The organism is Kineococcus sp. R86509 (assembly GCF_042466365.1).
Classification (GTDB): Bacteria; Actinomycetota; Actinomycetes; order Actinomycetales; family Kineococcaceae; genus Kineococcus.
In genome coordinates this window covers 2371028-2391434 of the sequence record NZ_JAXHCE010000001.1, presented here as the reverse complement: position 1 = coordinate 2391434, position 20407 = coordinate 2371028, and the positions used below count along the sequence as shown (strand labels likewise).

At 74.1% G+C, this 20407-nt stretch carries 25 protein-coding genes and 1 pseudogene; 15 read left to right on the top strand and 11 right to left on the bottom strand.

The features are described 5' to 3' along the window. Window positions 1-42: 42 nt before the first annotated feature. Window positions 43-630, top strand: a complete 588-nt coding sequence (locus SJY07_RS11520; protein WP_328294118.1) for an XRE family transcriptional regulator — start codon at window positions 43-45, stop codon at window positions 628-630. On the opposite strand, the gene SJY07_RS11515 is transcribed toward SJY07_RS11520, so the two are convergent. Beyond that, window positions 617-1204: a GNAT family N-acetyltransferase gene (locus tag SJY07_RS11515; protein ID WP_380159209.1), complete on the bottom strand. Its 588-nt coding sequence runs from the start codon at window positions 1202-1204 to the stop codon at window positions 617-619. The two genes, SJY07_RS11520 and SJY07_RS11515, sit on opposite strands and share 14 nt — an antisense overlap. 117 nt (window positions 1205-1321) lie before the next feature. On the opposite strand from SJY07_RS11515, the gene SJY07_RS11510 reads away from it, so the two are divergent. Further along, entirely contained in the window at window positions 1322-2143 is an 822-nt protein-coding gene (locus tag SJY07_RS11510) for a hypothetical protein (RefSeq protein ID WP_380159207.1), read from the top strand. Between the two features lie 12 nt (window positions 2144-2155). On the opposite strand, the gene SJY07_RS11505 is transcribed toward SJY07_RS11510, so the two are convergent. The 4 genes from SJY07_RS11505 to SJY07_RS11490 all read right to left on the bottom strand — a co-directional run bounded on the left by SJY07_RS11505 (window position 2156) and on the right by SJY07_RS11490 (window position 6512). Beyond that, on the bottom strand, window positions 2156-2911 hold the full coding sequence (locus SJY07_RS11505; RefSeq protein ID WP_328294121.1) for a GAF and ANTAR domain-containing protein: 756 nt from the start codon (window positions 2909-2911) through the stop codon (window positions 2156-2158). Window positions 2912-2973: 62 nt separating this feature from the next. Further along, window positions 2974-3684 carry a GAF and ANTAR domain-containing protein gene (locus tag SJY07_RS11500; RefSeq protein WP_328294122.1) on the bottom strand — a complete coding sequence of 237 codons (711 nt, stop codon included), beginning with the start codon at window positions 3682-3684 and terminating at the stop codon, window positions 2974-2976. 227 nt (window positions 3685-3911) lie between these two features. Beyond that, window positions 3912-5870, bottom strand: coding sequence for a cytochrome c oxidase assembly protein (locus SJY07_RS11495; RefSeq protein ID WP_328294123.1), 1959 nt, complete (start codon window positions 5868-5870; stop codon window positions 3912-3914). A 54-nt stretch (window positions 5871-5924) separates the two neighbouring features. Next, window positions 5925-6512, bottom strand: coding sequence for a hypothetical protein (locus SJY07_RS11490; RefSeq protein WP_380159204.1), 588 nt, complete (start codon window positions 6510-6512; stop codon window positions 5925-5927). Window positions 6513-6791: 279 nt separating this feature from the next. On the opposite strand from SJY07_RS11490, the gene rpmG reads away from it, so the two are divergent. From rpmG to SJY07_RS11450, 8 genes are all read left to right on the top strand, one after another. Continuing rightward, complete coding sequence (gene rpmG / locus SJY07_RS11485) at window positions 6792-6959, top strand: 50S ribosomal protein L33 (protein WP_328294125.1); 168 nt, start codon at window positions 6792-6794, stop codon at window positions 6957-6959. 51 nt (window positions 6960-7010) lie between these two features. After that, window positions 7011-7133 (top strand): ribosomal protein bL36, encoded by a 123-nt coding sequence (locus SJY07_RS11480; protein WP_380159203.1) that lies wholly within the window; start codon window positions 7011-7013, stop codon window positions 7131-7133. A 30-nt stretch (window positions 7134-7163) separates the two neighbouring features. After that, on the top strand, window positions 7164-7634 hold the full coding sequence (locus SJY07_RS11475) for a GNAT family N-acetyltransferase (protein ID WP_380159202.1): 471 nt from the start codon (window positions 7164-7166) through the stop codon (window positions 7632-7634). A gap of 81 nt (window positions 7635-7715) precedes the next feature. Further along, complete coding sequence (locus SJY07_RS11470) at window positions 7716-8225, top strand: hypothetical protein (RefSeq protein ID WP_328294128.1); 510 nt, start codon at window positions 7716-7718, stop codon at window positions 8223-8225. An 81-nt stretch (window positions 8226-8306) separates the two neighbouring features. Continuing rightward, a complete protein-coding gene (locus tag SJY07_RS11465) occupies window positions 8307-8777 on the top strand; it encodes a rhodanese-like domain-containing protein (protein ID WP_380159199.1) in 471 nt (156 codons plus the stop codon). Window positions 8778-8786: 9 nt separating this feature from the next. Further along, on the top strand, window positions 8787-9566 hold the full coding sequence (locus SJY07_RS11460; protein ID WP_328294130.1) for an SDR family oxidoreductase: 780 nt from the start codon (window positions 8787-8789) through the stop codon (window positions 9564-9566). Next, window positions 9563-10183: a molybdopterin-dependent oxidoreductase gene (locus SJY07_RS11455; protein ID WP_328294131.1), complete on the top strand. Its 621-nt coding sequence runs from the start codon at window positions 9563-9565 to the stop codon at window positions 10181-10183. Before SJY07_RS11460 ends, SJY07_RS11455 begins: the two co-directional genes overlap by 4 nt. Next, window positions 10180-10887, top strand: coding sequence for an FAD-binding oxidoreductase (locus SJY07_RS11450; RefSeq protein ID WP_380159196.1), 708 nt, complete (start codon window positions 10180-10182; stop codon window positions 10885-10887). Before SJY07_RS11455 ends, SJY07_RS11450 begins: the two co-directional genes overlap by 4 nt. Before the next feature lie 20 nt (window positions 10888-10907). Here SJY07_RS11450 and SJY07_RS11445 read toward each other — a convergent pair whose 3' ends face one another. After that, a complete protein-coding gene (locus tag SJY07_RS11445) occupies window positions 10908-12554 on the bottom strand; it encodes a PP2C family protein-serine/threonine phosphatase (RefSeq protein ID WP_380159194.1) in 1647 nt (548 codons plus the stop codon). 109 nt (window positions 12555-12663) lie between these two features. Between SJY07_RS11445 and SJY07_RS11440 the strand changes: the two genes are divergently transcribed. Further along, on the top strand, window positions 12664-13626 hold the full coding sequence (locus SJY07_RS11440) for an ATP-binding protein (RefSeq protein WP_380159192.1): 963 nt from the start codon (window positions 12664-12666) through the stop codon (window positions 13624-13626). Between the two features lie 17 nt (window positions 13627-13643). Here the strand turns inward: SJY07_RS11440 and SJY07_RS11435 are convergent, their stop codons facing one another. After that, window positions 13644-14276 (bottom strand): FMN-dependent NADH-azoreductase, encoded by a 633-nt coding sequence (locus tag SJY07_RS11435; RefSeq protein ID WP_380159190.1) that lies wholly within the window; start codon window positions 14274-14276, stop codon window positions 13644-13646. Window positions 14277-14440: 164 nt separating this feature from the next. On the opposite strand from SJY07_RS11435, the gene SJY07_RS11430 reads away from it, so the two are divergent. Further along, a complete protein-coding gene (locus tag SJY07_RS11430) occupies window positions 14441-14623 on the top strand; it encodes a hypothetical protein (protein WP_380159188.1) in 183 nt (60 codons plus the stop codon). A gap of 27 nt (window positions 14624-14650) precedes the next feature. On the opposite strand, the gene SJY07_RS11425 is transcribed toward SJY07_RS11430, so the two are convergent. The 3 genes from SJY07_RS11425 to SJY07_RS11415 are packed head-to-tail and all read right to left on the bottom strand — an operon-like array spanning window position 14651 to window position 17288. Next, on the bottom strand, window positions 14651-15559 hold the full coding sequence (locus SJY07_RS11425) for a metal ABC transporter permease (RefSeq protein WP_380159186.1): 909 nt from the start codon (window positions 15557-15559) through the stop codon (window positions 14651-14653). Beyond that, window positions 15556-16377 carry a metal ABC transporter ATP-binding protein gene (locus SJY07_RS11420; protein ID WP_380159184.1) on the bottom strand — a complete coding sequence of 274 codons (822 nt, stop codon included), beginning with the start codon at window positions 16375-16377 and terminating at the stop codon, window positions 15556-15558. The genes SJY07_RS11425 and SJY07_RS11420 overlap by 4 nt, the downstream gene beginning before the upstream one ends. Next, window positions 16374-17288: a metal ABC transporter solute-binding protein, Zn/Mn family gene (locus SJY07_RS11415; protein ID WP_380159182.1), complete on the bottom strand. Its 915-nt coding sequence runs from the start codon at window positions 17286-17288 to the stop codon at window positions 16374-16376. The genes SJY07_RS11420 and SJY07_RS11415 overlap by 4 nt, the downstream gene beginning before the upstream one ends. A 54-nt stretch (window positions 17289-17342) precedes the next feature. On the opposite strand from SJY07_RS11415, the pseudogene SJY07_RS11410 reads away from it, so the two are divergent. From SJY07_RS11410 to SJY07_RS11400, 3 genes and pseudogenes are all read left to right on the top strand, one after another. Continuing rightward, window positions 17343-17513 (top strand): annotated as a pseudogene (locus SJY07_RS11410) (amino acid permease); the annotation flags it as partial. Between the two features lie 65 nt (window positions 17514-17578). Further along, entirely contained in the window at window positions 17579-17779 is a 201-nt protein-coding gene (locus SJY07_RS11405; RefSeq protein WP_380159180.1) for a hypothetical protein, read from the top strand. Between the two features lie 43 nt (window positions 17780-17822). Next, window positions 17823-18122 carry a hypothetical protein gene (locus SJY07_RS11400; protein ID WP_328294144.1) on the top strand — a complete coding sequence of 100 codons (300 nt, stop codon included), beginning with the start codon at window positions 17823-17825 and terminating at the stop codon, window positions 18120-18122. On the opposite strand, the gene SJY07_RS11395 is transcribed toward SJY07_RS11400, so the two are convergent. Next, the gene (locus SJY07_RS11395) at window positions 18107-20404 is read right to left on the bottom strand and encodes a hypothetical protein (protein WP_380159178.1); all 2298 of its coding nucleotides are present in this window, start codon (window positions 20402-20404) and stop codon (window positions 18107-18109) included. The genes SJY07_RS11400 and SJY07_RS11395 overlap by 16 nt on opposite strands. Between the last annotated feature and the right edge of the window lie 3 nt (window positions 20405-20407).

Sequence of the window (20407 nt, the reverse complement as noted above, 5' to 3'; positions counted from 1 at the left end):
GCCGGGGGGAACTCCAGCGGTGTTGCCGGAACGGCAACTCGCGTGTTCTCGTGGGGTGTGGACGTCCGGGAGCTCATCGACGGGGTCGGGCCCCGGTTGCGCCGGCTGCGCACCGACCGGGACGAGACCCTGGCGGCGGTGAGCGCGGCGACGGGGATCTCGGTCAGCACGTTGTCCCGGCTGGAGTCCGGGGGGCGCAGGGCCACGCTGGAACTCCTGCTGCCGTTGGCCGGCCACCACGACGTCACCCTCGACGAACTCGTCCGGCCCGCCCGGAAGGCGAGCAGGAAGGCGGTCGTGCGGCAGGGGGTGACGTACCTGCCGCTGTCCACCGCACCCGGCGGGTTGCGCGCCTACAAGGTCGTCCTCGACCCCGGGGCGGGCGAGGAGAGCGAGGAGCAGGGGGTGCACGAGGGGTACGAGTGGGTCTACGTGATGTCCGGCCGGTTGCGGATGCGGCTGGGCAGCGACGACTTCGAGATCACCTCGGGGGAGGCGGCGGAGTTCGACACCCGCCTGCCGCACCGCATCAGCAACCCCGGAACCCGCCCGACCGAGGTCCTCGCCGTGTTCGGGGTGCAGGGCGAGCGGATGCACGTCCGGGCCAAGCCGAAGGTCAGGTCGCGGTGAGTTCGCGCAGCACGATCCGGCTCAGCGCCCGGTCGGCGTAGAGCAGGCGGACGGCGTCGCGGTCGGGGTTCCCCGCGTCCGGTCCGGTCCACACCAGGTCCAGCCCCGCGCGCTCGGCGGCGGCCCTCGACTTCCCGTTGTGCTCCAGCAGGTAGGCCGTGACGGCCATGTCGGGTCGGACCCGGTGCGCCGCAGCGACGGCCGCGCGGATGACCTCCTGGGCGAAACCCCGGCCCCAGACGTCGCGGGCCAGTCGGTACCCGAGGTTCCAGGCCAGCCCGAGCCGGAGGTCGCACCCGCCGGTACCGACGAGACGGCCCTCGGCGTCGCGGGCGACCCAGCTCCCCAACCCGATGACCTCCCAGCTCTGCCCGACGTGCTCGAGGAGTTCCGCGGTCGTGCCCGGGTGGGTGTGCCGTCGGCTGGGGAAGTGCTCCCACACGGCCGGGTCGGAGTACAACCGGAACACGTCCTCGACGTCGTCCGCGGTGGGCCGGCTCAGCGTCAACCGGTCGGTGCGCACCCGTTCCAGGTTCTCCGGGGTCTCGGGGGCCGCGCGAGGGTCGAGGGTCACGTCGGACAGCGTCGCACGTGGCGCAGGTGGCGCAGGTGGCGCAGGTGGGCACGCAACCGCCGGAAGCTCCTGCGCGTCCGAGAGGTTGTCCGGAACAGGACACAGGAGAGGAAGACCATGAACTCCGCAACGACCGCCCGACACCCTGCGATCGTGGTGGTGGGTGGGGCGGCCCTCGCCCTGCTCGCCGCCTGCTCGACGGGGAGTGGCGCGGCCACCACCAGCACCAGCACCAGCAGCACCGCTGCGGCGTCGCCGACCGCCACGGCCCCGACGTCCACGGCCCCGACGCCCATGACGATGACCCCGATGAGCCCCGAGACCCCGGTGGACGCACCCCCGGCCGCATCCTCGGGCGTCCCCGCGGGTGCCGGGACGGCGACGACGGTCGACCTCGACGGTGACGGCGCCCCCGACACCCTCTGGTTGGCCCAGGTCGACGGGAAGCGTGAACTCGGGGTGGTGACGACCTCGCACGGCGCGACGTCGGTGGAGTTCACCAGCGCCGCACCGCAGTCCGCCACCGCCTCGGCCGCCGTGCTCGCCTCGGGCGCACCGGTGGTGTTCCTCGACACCGGGCGGTCGGTGCAGTTGTACGACTACCGCGTCGAGGGTTCCGCGCTCGTCCCGGTGAACGGGGTCACGGGTGGGCAGTACTCGTTCAGCCTCGGGTTCACCGACTACGGGACCGGGTTGACCTGCGAGCAGCAGGCCGACGGGTTGCACCTGTTCGGGGAGAACGCCACGTCGGGAACCGGTGGCACCTGGACGGTGGAACGCACGGAGGTCACCGTGAGCGCCGAGCACTCGATCGCCGAGAACGGGGCGAAGACCACGGTCGCCACCGGTCTGGTGCAGGACGACCCGCGGGTCCAGGCCGCCCACGGCACCACCTGCGGCGACGTCACGGCCGCGCAGGTGGCGTCGGAACCGGTGTGACCGGGTTCCCCCTCAGGACGACTCGGAGTGCGGCGCTCCCACGATCGGGAGCGCCGCCCCGGTGGCGTCCAGGTGCAGTTCCCCCGCGACGACCGCATCGGCCAGCACCGTCAGCGGTACCCCGGTGCGGCGGGCCCGGTGACGCAACCGGACGAAGGCGTCCGCGACGCCGATCCCCGCCCGCGCGGCGAGGACGCCCTTGGCCTGCTCGATGACGATCCGGCTCTGCAACGTGTTCTGCAGCTGTTCCGACAGCAGCGTCCGCTCGCGCAGCGAGCGTTCGTTGATCAGCCCGATCGTGGCGACGTCGGCCAGCGCCTGGCCGAGGGCGACGGCGGTGTCGGCCAACGGTTCCCCGGCGTCGGAGAAGAGGTTCAGCGCACCGATCACGCGTCCGCGCAACCGCAGCGGCAGGGACGTCGCGCGCACGACACCGGTCTCGGCGGCGGCCGCGGCGAACGTCGGCCAGCGCACCGCGGCAGTGGCCATGTCGAGGTTGACGATGGGGTCGCCGGTGGCGAAGGTCGCGACGCAGGGACCTTCGTGGGTCTCCAGTTCGAGCAGTTCCAGGTCGTGGGTGGTGCGCGACGTGCTGGCCACCACCTGCAGCCGCCCGCTCTCGTCGGAGAGCACGATCCCCGAGGAACTCACCGCCAGCAGCTCCACGCACCGGTCGGTGAGGAGGTGCAGGAAGTCGACCACGTCGAAGTCGTCGACCAGGGTGCTCGCCAGTTCGACGAAGACCTCCGAGATGCGCTGTCCGGTCACGTCGTCGTCTTCCACAGGTCGTCCCCCTGACTGCTCGTCCCAGTGTCCTCCCGTTCCGGGAGTCACGTCGGTCTCCCGAAGTACAGCCGCCCCGCGACGACGTCGTGGGCCACCTCGTCGACCGTGCGCTGGTCGGTCCACGCCCGGGCCCGGAGCAGCACCAGCGCCTCGACGATCCCGACCCCCGCGGTCACGCTCACCATGCCCGTCGCCTGGTGCACCACGGCCCGGTCGTGGGCCAGGGGCATCGTCCACGGGCCGAGCTGGGGGAACGCACCGACCGGCGCGTCCCCGTCCTGCTCGGCGAGTCCCGGGCGCCTCGCGATCGGCTGCCGGGCCTGCAGGTGCAGCAGCACGGCGGTCGCCGTCGCGGTGAAGGCCAGTGCCTCGGCGACGTCGTCGTCCGCCAACGGCCCGGTGCGGTCGCGGTAGAGGTCGAGGGCCCCGATCCGGATCGCGCCCACCCGCAGCGGGAACGCGAAGACGGCCTCGGCGCCCAGTGCGAGGGCCTCGGCGCTGAACACGGGCCACCGGGCACCGCCCACCAGCGCGTCGGCACTGGCCAGCTCCGGCACCAGCACCGGACGACCGGTGCGGGAGGCCTCGACGCAGGGCCCTTCGCCCAGGGTGAACTGCAGGTCGTCCAGCGCCACCGCCACCCCGTCGGAGGCCGCCACCAGGCCGGCGGGGTAGTCGGTGCCGGTCATGAGGGTCAGGCCGACCCCGGTCACCGGCAGGGCCCGCGAGCACAGGTCGACGAGCACGGACGGCATGTCCGCGAGCCTCGCCCCGTCACGACCCAGCTCCAGGAGGATCGCGCGGACGCGGTCGGCGGCCGTCACCGGCGGGTCGGGCCGCGCCGTGCGCTGTTCGTCCTCGTGCTTCCCACGGTGTCACCCCGCTGTCGGTCTCGTGCGAGCCGTCGGACCGGGATGCCGAGGAGGATCGTCGGACCCCATCTGACCACGCGACGCCCCGGCGACGGTAGGTGCCCCTCCGCTCACTCGTCGCGACGGGCCAGTTCGGCCAGGTGGGCGTTGTACGCGGCGAGGTCGACGTCGCCGTCCCGGTCACCCTTGCGGTCGGTGCGTCGCGCCTCCCGCTCGTCCGAACGGGCCCACGCGATGGCCAGCCCGACCGCGAGCACGGCCGTGGGGATGTCGCCCGCACCCCACGCGACCCCGCCGCCGGTGTGCTGGTCCGCCAGCAGGGCCGCGTCGTCGGTGTTCCCCAGCGCGTGCCACCAGGCCGGGGCGAGGACCTCCGAACCCGACATCAGGGCCACCCCGAAGAACGCGTGGAACGAGAGCGTGACGAGCAGCAGCACCAGCCGCAACGGGTACGGCGGACGGTGCGGGCCCGGGTCGCGGCCGATGAGGACCCAGCAGAACAGGTACCCCGTCAGCAGGAAGTGCGCCGTCATCACCATGTGCCCGGTGTGGGTGAGCAGGGCCTGCTGGAACAACCCGGTGTAGTAGAACGCGTAGAGGCTCCCGGCGAACAGCACCCCGGCGACGACCGGGTTCCCGAGCAGGCGCAGCAGGGGCGACCTGGTGAGGACGAGGGCCCACTCCCGCAGACCGCGGGAACCGTCACGGCGCGCCGTCGCGGCCCGCAACGTCAACGTCACCGGTGCCCCGAGGACGAGCAACGGCGGGACGACCATCGTCAGTCCCATGTGCTGGGCCATGTGCGCGGAGAAGGTGAGCTTCCCGTACAGCGCGGGCGCGCCGCTGGTCAGGTACACGAGCAGCGCGCACCCCAGCACCCAGGAGATCGTGGACCCCACCGGCCAGCGGTCGCCGCGTCGGCGCAACCGCACGACCCCCGCGAGGTAGAAGCCCGCCAGGCAGGCCGCGACGAGGGCCCAGAACAGGCTCAGGTGCCACTCGGTGAACAACCGGACCGGGGAGAACGCCGGCGGAGCCGGGAAACCCAGCAGGGCCTCGAGCTGCGCACCGGGACCGGTCGCGGTCTGCGGGACGGGCGGTGCGCTGCGGGACAGGGCCACCGACGCGCCGAACGTCACCGCCATCAGCACCACCTCCGTCGCCGCCAGCCGGGCGAAGGCGCGCGAGCCGTCGCCCAGGCGCGGCAGGACCCGGGCCCGCTGGCGCCACCCCGCGATCCCCAGCAGCACCAGGGCGACCGACTTCACGACGACGAGGAGTCCGTAGCGGGTCGCGATCGCGTCCCAGCTGCCGACCCGCAACCACGCGTTCACGACCCCGGAGGCGGCGACGACCACGAAGCACGCACCCGCCAGCGCGGAGAACCGTCCGGCGACGGTCCGCAGGTGCTCCCCGAGGCCGCGGTGCACCAGGAGCAGCGCGGCCAACCCGCCCGCCCAGACGCACACCCCGAGCAGGTGCAGGACGAGACCGTCGACGGCCAGGGAGTGGTCGTTGGTCCCCGACGCGTGGCCCGCGAGGCCGAGCGGCAGCAGGGCCGCGAGGGAGAGGGCGGCGAGGATCCCGACGGTGGTGAGGCTGCGGGCCAGCCAGCACCCGATCGCGAGGAGGACCACCGCGAGCGCCGAGACGGCCAGCGAGCGCCCGAGGTCGAGCTCGGTGAGGAAGAACCAGAACTGGGCGCCGAACCCGGGGCTGCCCAGGGGGATCCCGGCCACGTCGGCGTAGGTGAGCACGAGGGTCGCGACGGCCGCCGCGCACCACGTCGTCGCGGCGATCGCGGCGTGGCGCAGGGCCGTCGTGCGGACCGTCCGGGCCGGGCCGGTGACGTCCTTGCCGCCGGGCAGCGCGGTCGCGGTGAGGACGAGCAACCCGATCGTGAGGGCGGCCGCGAGGTCGTGCACGGTGCGGGCCAGGGGGAGGGCGTAGCGGACGAGCGGTCCGGGGTCGAGCAGGTCGGTCGCGGCGAGCGAGCCGGTCAGGGTGAGGCCGCCGAGGACGGCGAGGAGGGCAGCGGGAACGGACAGGACGAGCAGTCTTCGGGGCACGGGGTCTCCGGTGGGGTGGTCGCGGCGCGGGCAGGCGCGCACCACCGGGAGTTCTCAGGTGGCCGCGCGTACCCGGGCCGGCGGACCCCGCCGGACGGGGACGGCGACGTCGACGATCCGGGGCCGCGTCGGCAGCGGTTCCGGGGGCCGCGGCAGCCGGGGGGCCACGGGGAGGTTCAGCCGGGCCACGACGGGCAGGACGGGGTCCAGTCGGTCCGCGAGCGCCCACAGGACCTGTTCGCCGCGGGCCAGCAGCAGGCCGGTGACCAGCGTCGCCAGGACGTGCGCGAGGAGCATCCCCGAGGTCGGGTCGTGGTGCACCGCAGTCGAACAGGCGTCGATGCTCTGGTGGTGCCCGGTGCCCGACGTCGAGCAGTGCGCGTCCGTGGCGAGCACCGCGAAACCCTGGTGCAGCAGGAACTGGCCGGCGCCCAGGACACCGAGGACGAGCGGGGTGGAGAGGCGTCGCCGGGTCAGCAGGACCGCGACGCAGGCCGTCGGGACGGTGAGGGCGGACAACGCCCACAGCGACGGCAGCATCCCGCCCGCGGCGGCGTGCGCGCTCGCGGCGAGGACGACGGTGACCGCGGTCAGCGCGAGCGCACGGGCCGGCCGCCACGCGCCACGAGCCGGGGAGTCCACGGTGGCAGGGTAGGTGGAGCGGTCGGGGACGTGGGACCCGGACGGGCGGGACGGTGCTCGCGCGGGTGCGGGAGGACGACGACGTCGAGGCCGTCGAGACCCCCGGTCGACGCCGCCTGCCGCTGACCCTCGTCTCGTGATCCCGCCGGGAATCCCTGCACGATCGCGGCTGCTTGTCGGGAATGGTTGTCGGTAGTGGTGACGTTCCAGGGAGCGTGGGAAACCGCTGCGGCACCGAGTCCGCGGCGGTGCAGTCCGAGCACGAGGGGAGCGCCTCCGATGGCGAAGTCCGCCGACGTCCGTCCGGTGATCGAGCTGAGGTCGACCGCGGGGACCGGGTTCACCTACGTGACCCGCAAGAACCGCCGCAACGACCCCGACCGGATGGTCGTGCGCAAGTACGACCCCGTCCTGCGCGAGCACGTCGACTTCCGCGAGGAACGCTGACGAACGGGGAAGACCCGAGGGTGTCGGAATCGAATCGATGAGGAGTCGCTCGTGAAGGTCGTCAGGTCGCTCAGGTCGTTGAAGCAGAAGGACGGGTCCATCGTCGTGCGCCGGCACGGCCGGGTGTTCGTCCTCAACAAGCGGAACCCGCACTGGAAGGCCCGCCAGGGCTGACGTCGGGTGAGCGTGCCCCACCATGTCCGCATGGGTGCTGGAGAGCTGCAGGTCCGCGCCGAGTCCCCGGGCGGACCGGTGGGGCACGCGGTGCGGGCGCGGTTCTGGGCCGAGGCCGCGGCGGTCACGGGGCTCGCGCTGGGTGACGGCCCACCGGCGAGCGACCTCACCGACCTCGTCGCGCCGGCCGGGGCGTTCGTCGTCGCCGTGCGCGACGGCGAACCCCTCGGCTGCGTCGGCGTGCGCGAACTGGCCGACGGGGAGGTCGAGGTGAAGCGGTTGTTCGTCGCCCCCGCTGCCCGCGGGCTGGGACTGGGACGCCGGCTGCTGGGCTGGTGCGCGGACTGGGCCCGCGAGCGCGGGGCGGGCCGGCTGGTGCTGGACACCCACGGTGCGCTGACGGCGGCGCGGGCGCTCTACCTCTCGGTCGGGTTCGTCGAGGTCGAGCGGTACAACGACAACCCGCACGCCCAGCACTGGTACGCCCTGACCCTCGCCTGACCCCCGTTCTTCAGGATCGCCTCGCACCGGTCGACAGGTCCACCAGGACCGCACGACCCGCACGACCCCGAGGAGCGCCCGTTGATCGACCACGCCGTCCTGACCGGCCCGGGCACCCGTCGCCACGTCCCCCGCCTCCTCGCCCTGGGGTCGATCGCCGTCGTCGCGGTCGGGTTGACCACGCAGGTGCTCCTGGCGGCCACGGACCGCGCGACGCCGCCCGCCCCGGAGGAACCGCGGGCGGCCTTCGCCGTGCTCGACGCCCCGCAGGCGAGCCGCGACGTCGTGGCCTTCGAGAAGCTGCGCTACAGCGTCGACCCGGCGACGACCCGCTACCTCGGGGTGGGACCGCTCGGCACCTACTACCTCGGCGTGAGCCTCACCGGGGACGCGTGCCTGATCACCACCGCGGTGGTCGACGGCAGCCTGGCCGCCGACGCGGGCTGCGCCTCGCTCACCTCCGGCACGCGGGGGGTCGTGCTCGAGGCCAGGGGCCCCGGACCCGAGGAGGTCGCGCTCGTGGCCGACGGGTACGACGTGCCCTCGGGGTGGCACGCCGTCAGCGAGAACTTCGTCGTCCGCGACGCCTGACCGGGGATCCCCCGGCCGCGAGCCCCCGACGCCGTGGATCGTCCCTGTGCCCGGGGTCGAGAGCGACCTAGCGTCGCAGCCATGGACCTCACCACCACCCCCCTCACCACCGCGACCCTCGACCCCGCCCTCGCCGTCGCCGAACTCGAACGGCGCCTCGCGCTGGGCACCGACCCCTCCGACGTGCACGCTGCCGTGGAGTCCGGAGCCAGCGGTCTCGTCGTCGTCGACAGCCGCTCGGAGCAGGCCTGGGCCCAGGGGCACGTCCCCGGCGCGCTGCACCTGCCCACCGCCCTCATCGCCTCGCGGGCAACGGATCTGGTCCCGACGGGCACGGTCGTCGTCACCTACTGCTGGGGTCCCGGCTGCAACGGCGCGACCCGGGCCGCGCTGGCGTTCGCGCGGCTGGGGTTCGCCGTCCGGGAGATGTGGGGCGGGATCGAGTACTGGACCCGCGAGGGCTTCGGGGTCGAGGTCGACGGGGTCGTCACCGCCGGCGTCCCCGATCCGCTCACCGCGCCGCTCGGGCGGGGTGCGGCCTGCGGGTGCTAGGAAGTCCCCGTGCGCATCGATCTCACGGGGAAGTCGGCGTTGGTCACCGGGTCGAGCCAGGGCATCGGCCTGGCGATCGCCACCGGACTGGCCGGCTGCGGGGCCTCCGTCGTCCTCACCGGCCGCAACCCCGAGCGCCTCGAGGCCGCGGCGGCCGGGATCGACGGCGAGGTCCGCTGGGTGGCCGGTGACATCACCACCGACGTCGGCCACGCCGCGCTCGTCGAGGCCGTACCGGCGGTGGACGTCCTGGTCAACAACCTCGGCGTCTTCGGCTCGGCCGACCCGCTGCAGATCGACGACGACGAGTGGCGACGCTACTTCGAGACCAACGTCCTCACGGGTGTCCGCCTGACCCGGCACCACCTGCCCGGGATGATCGCGAACGGTTGGGGTCGTGTCCTGTACGTCTCGAGCGACTCCGCCGTCGCCGTCCCGGCCGAGATGATCCACTACGGGATGACGAAGACCGCTCTCCTCGCGGTGCACCGCGGTTTCGCCAAGGCCGCCGCGGGCACGGGGGTGACCGTGAACAGCGTCCTCGCCGGCCCCACCCACACCGGCGGCGTCGAGGACTTCGTCCGTGAGCTCGTCCCCGGGGACCTGCCGTGGGAGGAGGCGCAACGGCGGTTCATGACGGAGTTCCGGCCCCAGTCGCTGCTGCAGCGGCTCATCGAACCCGAGGAGATCGCGAACATGGTCTGCTACCTGGCCTCACCGCTCGCCTCCGCCACGACGGGGGCGGCCCTCCGGGTCGACGGCGGCTACGTCGACGCGATCCTGCCGTGAACCCCGACGACGGGTTCGAGGTTCCCCGCGTCACCCGGGGTTTCACCGGCCGGCCCCGCGAACGCGCGGAACTCCTGCCGCCCGGCCAGTACCGGACCGACGACTTCCCGGTCCTCTCGGCCGGGCCGACGCCGCGCCTCGACCCCGAGGACTGGCGGTTCACCCTCACCGAGGAGTCCGGCAGTTCCCACCACTGGGACTGGAACGGGCTGCGCCGCCTGCCGCGCGAGACGGTCCGGACCGACCTGCACTGCGTCACCCGGTGGTCGAAGTTCGGCACGGACTGGACGGGGTACTCCCTCGACGCGTTCTTCGCGAACGTCACCACGTCCGCGCGGTTCGCGTTCGTGACCAGCTACGGCGGGTACACCACGAACCTCCCCGTCGCCGACCTGCTCGGGGGGCGCGCCTGGATCGTCACCGGGTACGGCGGGAAACCCCTGGAACCCGTCCACGGCGGCCCGGCACGACTCCTCGTCCCGCACCTGTACCTGTGGAAGTCCGCGAAGTGGGTCCGTTCGATCACGTTGTCGGACACCGAGGACCTGGGTTTCTGGGAACGCGTCGGCTACCACGCCTACGGCGACCCGTGGCGCGAGCAGCGGTACTCGCTGTGAACGGCTGGCGTCCCGCGCGGGTCCTCGCGGTCCGCCCGGAGAGTGCGAGCGCGCGGGCCCTCGTGCTGCAGGTCCCGTCCTGGCCGGGGCACCTCGCCGGTCAGCACCTCGACGTGCGGCTCACGGCGCCGGACGGGTACCAGGCGGTCCGGTCGTACTCGATCGCGTCGGCGGCGCGGCGCCCCGGGCCGGCCGAGGTCGAGATCGGCGTGGAACTGGCGGTCGACGGGGAGGTCTCCTCGTTCCTCACCGGCGAGGTGCGCGCCGGTGACGTCCTCGAGGTCACCGGGCCGCTGGGGGGCTGGTTCGTCTGGCGTCCCGGCGACCCCGCCCCGGTGCAGCTCATCGGCGGGGGTTCCGGTGTCGTCCCGCTGGTCTCGGTCGTGCGCACGCACGCCGGGGTCCCTGACGCCCCGGAACTCCGGATGCTGGCCTCGGTGCGTTCACCGGCCGTCGCGATGTACGCCGCGGAACTCGCCGCGTTCGACGTCGTGTGGACCCGGGAGGCCCCGCCCGGGTCGACGCGTCCACCGGGGCGCCTCGACGCGGAACTCCTGGCCGCCACCACCGTCCCCGCCGCGTCGTCGCCGACGTGCCTGGTGTGCGGGCCGACACCGTTCGTCGAGCACGTCGCGGAACTCCTCGTGGAACTCGGCCACGACGAGGCGCGGATCCGCACCGAACGGTTCGGCTCCGCCCGCTGAACGGCGGCGGACGCGCCGGGTCACCCCCCGGGGGTCCCACCCACGGCCGCGACGGGCAGGACGGGCAGGACGGGCCCCGGCCCCCCGACGACCTCGCGCAGGACGTGGACGAGGGTGTGGTCGTCGCGCCGGCCCGGGTTCCGGGCGTGGCGCAGGGCGTCCGCGGCCACCGCGTCGATGAGCCGGGCCGGGTCCTGGCGCGGGGTCCGCCCGATCGCCGCCAGCAGGCCGTCCAGACCGAACTCCACGCCGTCGGGCGAGCGGCTCTCCAGGACCCCGTCGGTGAAGGTCAGGAGGCTGTCGCCCGTCCCGAACGGGTGCTCCACCTCCTCCCACACCTCCCCGGCGACGATCGAGGACAGCAGGGGCCCGGTGGGGGGCAGTTCCTCGAAGCGCACCCCGGTGCCCGCCTCGTCCCCGGCGGGGAGCAGCAGCGCCGGGGGGTGCCCGGCGTTGGCGTGGACCAGGGTGCCGGTCCCGGTGTCGACGACGCACACGAAGACCGTGGCGAACAGCTCCGCCGGGACGTCGCGCAGCTCGGCGCAGACGGCGGTCAGCGCCGCGCCCGGGTGGGCGTGGGTGCGCAGGGCGGTGGCCAGGGAGTGCTTGAGGCGCAGCGCGAAGACGGCGCTGTAGGGGCCGTGGCCCGCGACGTCGCCGACGACGACGCCCAGGCGCCCCGTCGCGACCTGGACGGTGTCGTACCAGTCGCCGGCCAGGACGCCCTCGGCCGCGTCGAGGCGGGCCGTGATCCGCACGCCCTCCACCCGGCCGGGGGAGGGCAGCAGCGCCTGCCGCACGGCCCGCACCGCGCGGTCCTCCTGGTCGAGGGCGCCGAGGGCCTGCCGGGTCCGGTCCAGGTCGGCGAGGAGGCGGTCGCGCATGGCGGCCACGTCACCGGCCAGCTCCCGCACCTCCGACGCGCCCTCCGCCCGCAGCTGCGCCGACAGGTCACCGTCGGCGACCCGGCGGGTGGCCTCCGCCAGGCGCCGCAGGGGCTGCGTCACCTGGCGCACCGTGACGAGGGAGCCGAGGCCCAGCAGCAGGGCGAGCGCGGCCAGCCCGCCCGCGGTGCTCACGACCAGGCGGGTCTGCAGCCGGTGGGTCTCGCGCTGGCTCGCCTCCTGGAGCCCCTCCAGCTGGGCGTCCAGCGTCTCGCCGGCGCTGCGGACGTCGTCGAACAGGGTCTTGCCGAGCATGGTCGTGCCGATGCTGCTGGGGCCGGTGCGTTCGCCTCTCCCCACCGCCGCGATCTGCTCCCGGGCGTAGGCGTCCCACTCGGCGTGGGCCTGCTCCAGGACCTCCAGCTGCGCCGCGTCACCGCCGACCGCCCGCAGACCCTCGCGCAGCTCGCGCCGCACCCCGGGCAGCTGCCGCTGGGCCAGCTCGTAGGGGGCGAGGAGCTCCACCTCACCGGTGAGGAGGTAGCCGCGCAGGCCGGTCTCCTGCTCGACGTACTGCCGCTGCAGGTCGGAGGTCGCCTGCCGGGCCCGCGTCTCCCGGGTGAGCTGCTGCTGCGCGGTGCCGAGCTGCTGGGCGGTGACGACGACGAGACCGCCCCCCAGGACGAGGACGAGGAGGGCCAGCAGGCTCGCCCCGCTGAGACGTCGTGTGAGGGAGACCCGGCCCGCGCTCTCGCGCGCGGACCACCACGGTGCGACCCCCATGCCAGCACTGAAGCACAGGATCGTCCCGGGAGGGTGACGGTCGTGGTCACTGCTCGATCTGGTGTGCTGACGCAGGGTAGTTTTCGTCGAGACGGGAAGGCGGGGATCGGTGGACGAGGACGCACGGGTCGAGCTCCCGGCGGAGGCCGGCAGCGCCGGTCGGGCCCGCCGGCACCTCCGGCGCACCCTGACCGGCCCGTCCACCGTCGGCGTCCCCGAGGCCGTCGCCGCCGACGCCGAGGTGTGCCTGAGCGAACTGGTGACCAACGCGCTGCTGCACGCGGGCACGGGCGTCTCCGTCCGGGTCCGGCTCACCCCCTCCGTCCTGCGCCTGGAGGTCGGCGACGGGTCGCCGGTCGTCCCGCAGTGGGTGCCCCGCAGCCTCACCGCCTCCACCGGCCGCGGGCTCCCGCTCATCACCGCGCTCAGCACCGCGCGCGGCGGCGAGGTCCACCCCGACGGCCGGGGGAAGACGGTCTGGTGCGAGCTGCTCCTCACCGGCGCCGACCACGGCGAGGTGGGGCTGGAGGTCGACCTCGCCCTGCAGGACGAGATCGACGCCCTGCTCGCGGCGGACTGGGAGTCGTTGCCCGACCCCGACCCCGACCCCGTCCTCAGCGCCCCGGGCGGCCTCCGGCTGCTGCGCTACCCGCTGCGCCGTGGGGTGCGCCTGCGCGAGCACCGCGAGGCGGTGCTGCGCGAGCTGCGACTCCTCAGCCTCACCCACGCCATCACCGACCCCGGCACCGCCGCCCGCGCCGACGCGGTCGGCGACCAGCTCGCCGAGCAGTACGCGGGGCACCTGCGCCCGGCGCAGGCCCGGGTCCTGCAGGCCCTGGCCGCGGGCGAGGACAGCGCCGACCTCGACTACCCCCGCCTGCCCGACCACCCGGGGATCCTCGAGCGCTGGCGGCGCAACGAGCAGGAGCTCGACCGCCTCATCGCCGCCACCGGCGTCGCGGTGCTGGCGGCCCCGGCGGAGCTGCGGGAACTGGCGGACTGGATGCTGGTGGAGTTCGAGCGCCAGGTCACCGGCGGGGAACCCCGGCCCTGGCCCGGCCCCCTCGACTGACGATCCCGCCGTCGGGCCTACAGCGTCCGCGCCAGCTCCTGCGCCGCGGCCGTCGCGGCCTCCAGCTCGGCGACGCTGCGGTCCTTGAGCCCGGCGAGGTCGGGCAGCCGATCGGCCAGCGTCGCGCTGGTCTGGACGACGTGCACGGTCATCCCCAGGGAGTTGCCGAGGATGATCTGCAGGACCGGGACGCCGTGGTCCCAGTCCTCGGTGGGGCTGCCCGCGTCGTAGGTCCCGCCGCGGCTGCTGACCACGACCGCGTGACGCCCGGCGAGCGGCTGCGAGCCCTCGCCGGCCAGGGCGCCGGGGACGTGCATGTGGTCCAGCCACACCTTCAACGTCGAGGGCACCGTGTAGTTGTAGAGCGGCGCCCCGACGACCACGACGTCCGCGGCGAGGATCTCGGCCTGCAGCGTCGCGGTGAGCGCGTCCTGCTCGGCGGGGACGTCGGCGGTGGGGAGGCGGTCCGCGGCCGGCCAGTGCTGCTCGTTGGTCGCGAAGTGCGGCAGCTGGTCGCGGTGCAGGTCGCGGTGGGTGACGGTGTGCTCGGCGCCCCGTGCCGTCCACGCGTCGGCGAACGCCGCCGTGATGGCCCGCGATCGCGACGTCGCGAGGTCGGCGGAGGAGTCGAGGTGCAACAGGTGCGGCATGGACGCGAGGCTACTCAGCGCCACCCCGGAACCCCCTGCCCACCCCGACCGTGATCCCGCTGGGTTTCCCCGCGGGATCACGGGCTGGGGGTACGACGTTCGTCGTGGGAGGAGGGGACCGGTGGGCGTTCCGGGTGGCGCGGATCGTGCCGGAGGATGGGGCCGTGCCCCGACGCCCCCGCCCCGGTCGACGACCCGCGATCGGCTCGGTCGTCCTCTGCGCCGTGGTGGCGCTGCTCTGCTGGGCGGGTGCGGTCCTCGAAGGCGGTGTCCTGCCCTGGGTCCTGGCGTTCACCGCGGCCACGGTCGCCGTCGTCGCGGCGTTCTCGGGTCGTCGCCGCGTCTGACCTCGGACGAAGCCGCCGCGTCCGACCTCAGACGATCTCGGCGACGACCGGACGCGGAGTTTCCGGCCGGTCGGCCGGGCGGCGCAGGCGCGCGACCAGCCGGCACACGAGGTAGATGACGAACGACACCGTCGTCACGTAGGGGCTGATCGGGATCGACGACCCGACGGCCAGCAGCAGACCGCCGACCATGGCGACGAGCGCGAACACCGTGGACAGCACCGGCACCACGAACGGGGACGCGCTCACCCGCATCGCCGCGGCGGCCGGCGTCACCAGCAGCGCCAGGACCAGCAGGGCACCGACGATCTGCACGCTCATCGCCACGGACAGGCCGAGGACCAGCATGAAGACCGGGGACAGCGCCCGCACCGGGACTCCCCGCGCCGCCGCCACGTCCGGGTCGAGGCTGGCGAAGAGCAGCGGACGCCACAGCAGCGCGAGGGCCACCACCACGACCGCGGCGATGACCGCGAGCGAGAACAGCTGCGGGTTGTCGACGGCGACGATCTGGCCCGTCAGCAGGCCGAACTTGTTCGCGGCCCGCCCCTGGTAGAGGGCCAGGAACAGCACCCCGAGCCCGAGGCCGAAGGGCATGAGGACCCCGATGGCGGAGTTGTGCTCCCGTGCCCGGGCCCCCAGGACCCCGAACAGGACGGCCGCGAGCACCGACCCCACGAGCGAGCCCGCGACGACGTTCACGCCGAGCAGCAGCGCGGCGGCCCCGCCGGCGAAGCTCAGTTCCGCGATGCCGTGCACGGCGAACGGCAGGTCGCGCGCGACGATGAACATCCCGATCAGCCCGCCGACCAGACCGAGCAGCGCGCCCGCCCACAACGAGTTGTGGACCAGGGCCAGCAGCTCCCCGTAGTCGGAGAAGTCGATGACCTTGTCCCAGGCGATGGCGCTGGCGGTGCTGCTGACGGCGGTGCTCACGATGCTTCCTGGTGGTCGTGCGAGTGCGGGTGCTCGCTGGGGGCGGCGCCGCCGGCGACGAGCAGCCGGCCGTTGGAGCGCAGCACCTCCACGGGGGAGCCGTAGAGCTCGGAGAGCGTCGCCGAGGTCATGACCTGCTCCGGCGTCCCGATCCGGAACCGGCCGTTGGCCAGGTAGAGCACCCGGTCGGCGTAGGGCAGGACGGGGTTCACGTCGTGGGTGACGAAGAGGACGGCCGCGCCGGTGCGGGTGCGGCACTCGTCGACCAGCGCGCTGACGGCGCCGGCGTGGTGCAGGTCGAGGGAGAGCAGCGGTTCGTCGGCGAGCAGCAGCGCCGGGTCGCCGACGATGCTCTGCGCGACCCGCAGCCGCTGCTGCTCCCCACCGGAGAGCCGGCCGACGGGGGAGTCGGCGTAGCCGGTCGCGCCGACGGCCTCGAGGACCCGGTCGACCCGGGCGTTCGCGCGGCGGGAGGGGAGCAGGGGCCCCCAGCGGTGGCCGTCGAGGCCGAGGCGGACGAAGTCGCGGGCGCGCAGCGGGGTGCTCGGGTCGAGTCCCTTCTGCTGCGGGACGTAGCCGATGCGGCGGTCACCGCGCCGGACGGGGCGCCCGGCGACCTCGACGGTCCCGGCCGCGAGCGCCTGCTGACCGAGGACGACCTTCAGCAGGCTCGACTTCCCGGCGCCGTTGGCGCCGAGGACGGCGACGAACTCGCCGGGCGCGATCTCCAGGTCCAGCCCCGACCACAGCCGGCGCGAGCCGTACTGCAGGGACGCGCCCGCGAGCCGCAGCGCAGGGACACCGGCGCGCTCCGTCACTGCGTCAGGGCCGTCGCGATCGCGTCGACGTTCGCGGTCATCCACGTCGTGTAGTCCTTGCCCTCGGGGAGCGTCTCGGTGACCGGCACCACAGCGATGCCGTTGTCCTTCGCAGCCTTCAGGACCTGCTCGGTCTGCGGGCCGGTGGTCTGCTCGTTGTAGACCAGCGCCCGCACCTGGTGCTGCGTGAACAGGGACAGTGTCTCCTGCAGCACGTCGACCGGGACGTCGGTCTCCTCCTCGATGGCCTCGGAGAACTCCACGGGCGTGACGTTCTTCGCGCCGAGCGCCTCCAGCAGGTAGCCGGGGACGGGTTCGGTGATCGCGACGGGCCGACCGTCCGTGGTCGCCTTGTCGGCCTGGATCTTCTGCTCGAGGGTGTCGAGGCCGCCCTCGAAGGTCTTCAGGTTGGTCGTGAAGGTGCTCGCGTCGTCCGGGGCGGCCTTGGCGAACTCGGCCTCCAGGGCCTGCGCGACCTTCCGCACGGTCTCGACGTCGTACCAGACGTGCTCGTTGAGCTCCCCGCCCGCGGGGGCGGTCCGGCCCGAGATGTCGACGGCGTTCAGGACGACGGCCTTCGTGTCGGCGGCCTTGAGCATGGTGTCGACGAAGTCGTCGTAGCCGCCGCCGTTCTCGATCACGACGTCGGCCTTGGACAGCTCCAGCTGGGTGCGGGTGTTGGCCTCGTAGCTGTGCGGGTCGGCGCTGGGGTCGGCGATGATCGAGGTGACGGTGCCCTCGTCGCCCAGGATCGACTCGGCGATGGAGCCGTAGACGTTGGTGGAGGCGACGACGCTCAGGCCGGTGTCGTCGCTCGCGGCGGAGGTGCTCTTGCTACCACCGCAGGCGGCGAGGGCGAGCGATGCGGTGAGGGTGGCGGCGAGGACGAGGGACGAGCGGCGCGAGGGCATCCGACAGCTTCCTGACGATGGGAACGGTTCGCAGTAACTGTAGAGGATGAGTCGGCCGGGATCTACGCGCTGGTGGGGACCCTGACCGCGGCCTCCTACGCCGAGCTCGTCACGAAGTACCCGAAGGCCGGCGGTTCCGCGGTCTTCACCCAGCGCGCCTTCGGCCGGCCCGTCGTGTCGTTCCTGGTGGGCTTCTCGATGCTCGCGGCCGGTGTCACCAGCTCGAAACCCTCGCCGCCACGGTCGTCCTGCTGCCGATCGTCTTCACCTCGACCAACCTCGCCGTCCTGGTGCTGCGCAAGGACGAGCCGGGGCACCGGCACTTCCGCACCCCGACCGTCCTGCCCGTCCTGGGCATCGTGTCCTGCGTCGTGCTGCTCACCCGGCAGGATGCGGGGGTGTGGCTGTGCGCGGGCCTGCTGCTCGTCGTCGGGGTCGTCCTGCACCTGGTGACCCGGCGCTCCTCCCGACCGACGACCGTCGAGGTGTGACGTCCGTGGAGTTGCAGGACCTCCGCGCGGGTACGGTGCGCGGGTGAGGCACTGGGGCGGTTCCGGGGACTACGTCGAGGGTGAACGGGTGTTCGCCCCGCCCGCGGGGAGCTTCGACCCCGACTGGGTCGCGGGCCTGGTCCTGGACCGGCTGGGGGCCGCCGCGGCCGTGTCCCGTCCCGCCCTCGCCGTCGCGGCGCAGGCCGACTGGACCCGCCGCGCGACGGGCGGCGACGAGGACGCCCGGGTGCGGGCCCTGACGGCGGACGGGCTCCCCGAGCCCACCGCCCTCGCCCTGGTCCGCGCCGCGGAGGACTTCGTCACCGCCTACGGCGTCGAGTGAGCGCGCTCCGGTCCTAGGGGCCCGGCCGGCTCGCCCGGGTCGTCCGCCAGCACCCGGGTGCAGCAGGCGATGATCAGCGGGACGGCGAGCATCGCGCCCACCGCGGGGACCGCGGCGCCGGAGTCGTTCACCGCGAACCCGATGACCAGCAGGACCAGCAGGCAGGTCAGGCCGGGCTTGAGGACCGGGTGGCGGTCGTAGGCGCGCTGCAGGACGGAGACGCCCAGCACCTTCGGCCGGACCAGGACGAAGGCGATGAACACCGCCGCGAGGGCCAGGACGAGGCTCAGCAGCCAGTTGGAGTACAGGATCCGCAGGTTCTGCGCGCCCTTGCGCTCCACCACCTGCCACGCGCCGCCGTCGACGAGGGTCTGGACGAAGCGGCCCAGGTGGGTCTGGTCGTCGGTGGGTCGCAGCCAGTCCGCGATCGAGATCCCCGCGAGGACGACGACGGTCGCCCCCAGGATGACCACGACGCGCTGCCAGGTGATCCGCACCCCGGCGACGACGAGGGCGAGGAAGCCGAACGCGGGCAGGATCGCCGGCGGGCCCCCGAAGTCGCTGCCGAGGACGCCGTCCACGAACGTCGTGAGCAGCCCCAGCACCGCCACCGCCACGACCGCCCAGCGACGGCGACCGGTGCGGACGAGGAAGTCGGCGAGGGCGACGGTGAACAGCAGCGACCCCGTCGCGAACAACGCGAACTGCTGGTTCCCCAGGCCGTAGAAGCGGCCCGCCACGACGGGCTGCAGGCCGTTGAGGCTGGAGGTGATGAGCCGCGAACCGGTCGCGCAGTCGACCGCGAGCACCCCCGCCGTCACCAGCCCGACGACGCCGAGCGGCCCGAGGGCGTGCGTGCGCCACGGCCCGAGCAGCGCCACCGCCGTGATGACCGCGACGTAGAGGGCGACGGCCCCGCTGACCGCGAGCAGGTGGCTGCCGGTGGAGTCCCCGGCGCGCCACCACGGGATCGTGTTGGCCAGGAACGTCGAGGCGCAGACCGCGCCGAACACCACGGTGAGGACCCGCAGCCAGGCGAGCACCCGGCGCCGGCCCCGGTGCCCGCCCCAGGCCTTGCGCAGGGCGAGCGTGGCGACGGCGTACAGGACGATCTGGGCGGCCCCCCAGACGGTGAAGAACGGTCCGACGAGCGGCTGCACGGCCTGCGCGGCCTGGTCGAGGTCGCGCACCTTCTCCTCGCGGTCGGCCACCGACCTCTGCGCGTCGGTGCTGGTGACCGGGGCGCCGACGAGCCCGGGCGTGCCGTGGTCGCTGCCCAGGGCCAGCGAGAGGACGGTCGGGGTGAGGTCGGTGGTCTGCACGATCGCGGTCTGGCGGGTCGAGCGGGAGCCGAGCAGGCCCTCGTAGGTCCCCGACCCGGGCTGCGGGCCCGTCGCGGCGCCGAACTGCAGGTGCGCGGTCCGGCCCGCGTCGCCGAGGGAGACGGCGAGGACGGTCGTGGCGTCGGCGCCGGTGGAGGCGGCGACCGCCTGCTGGACCGCGGCCACGACGTCGTCGACGGCCTTCACCTGGTCGGCGCGGGACAGGGCGGGGGCGCTCTCCCGGGCGGGCAGGTCGCCGGCGTCGCGGACCGTGCCGGCGTCGACCACGACGACCTGGGTGCCGTCCTCGAGGGCGCTCTGGACGTAGCCCGCCACGATCTCGGGCTGGGCGCCTGAGGGGGCGTACTTGCCGGCGGTGAGGGTCCCGTCGCTGACCGCAGCCCCGTTGGACGTGACGTAGTTCGCGATCGTCCCGTCCTCCTGCGCGAGCGCGACCCCGGCGCCCGGACCGATCGCGAGGGTCCGCGTCCCGGCGTCCGCGAGCGCCTGCCCGAGCGTCCCGGGGACGGCGCTGAAGGTGCCGGCGTCGGCGGTGCGGCGGTAGTCGGCGAAGTCGGGCTGCACCGTCGTGGTGCCCGTCGCGGTGGGTTCGGCGACGGGCTCGCACGCGGCGCTCGCGTGCTGCTGCGACGTCCCGTCGAAGCCCGTCGCGCGCCGCCCGGCGGAGAGCCCGAGCCAGCCGTCGACGGGGCAGGCGGCGGTGAAGACGCTCCGCACGGCGACGGTCCCGATCGCGCCGGAGCTCATCGAGGCCAGCGCGGGCGTGGCGCTCGTGGAGACGTCGGACCAGCGGACCCCGGAGAACCCGACCACGACCAACGGCGCACGCTCCTCGGCGGCCTGCGCCGGCAGCGCGCCGACGACCAGCCCGGCCAGGATCACCAGGACCCCGATCAGGGCGGTGGCGGCGGGTGGTCGGCGGACGATCAGGGACGGCACCGT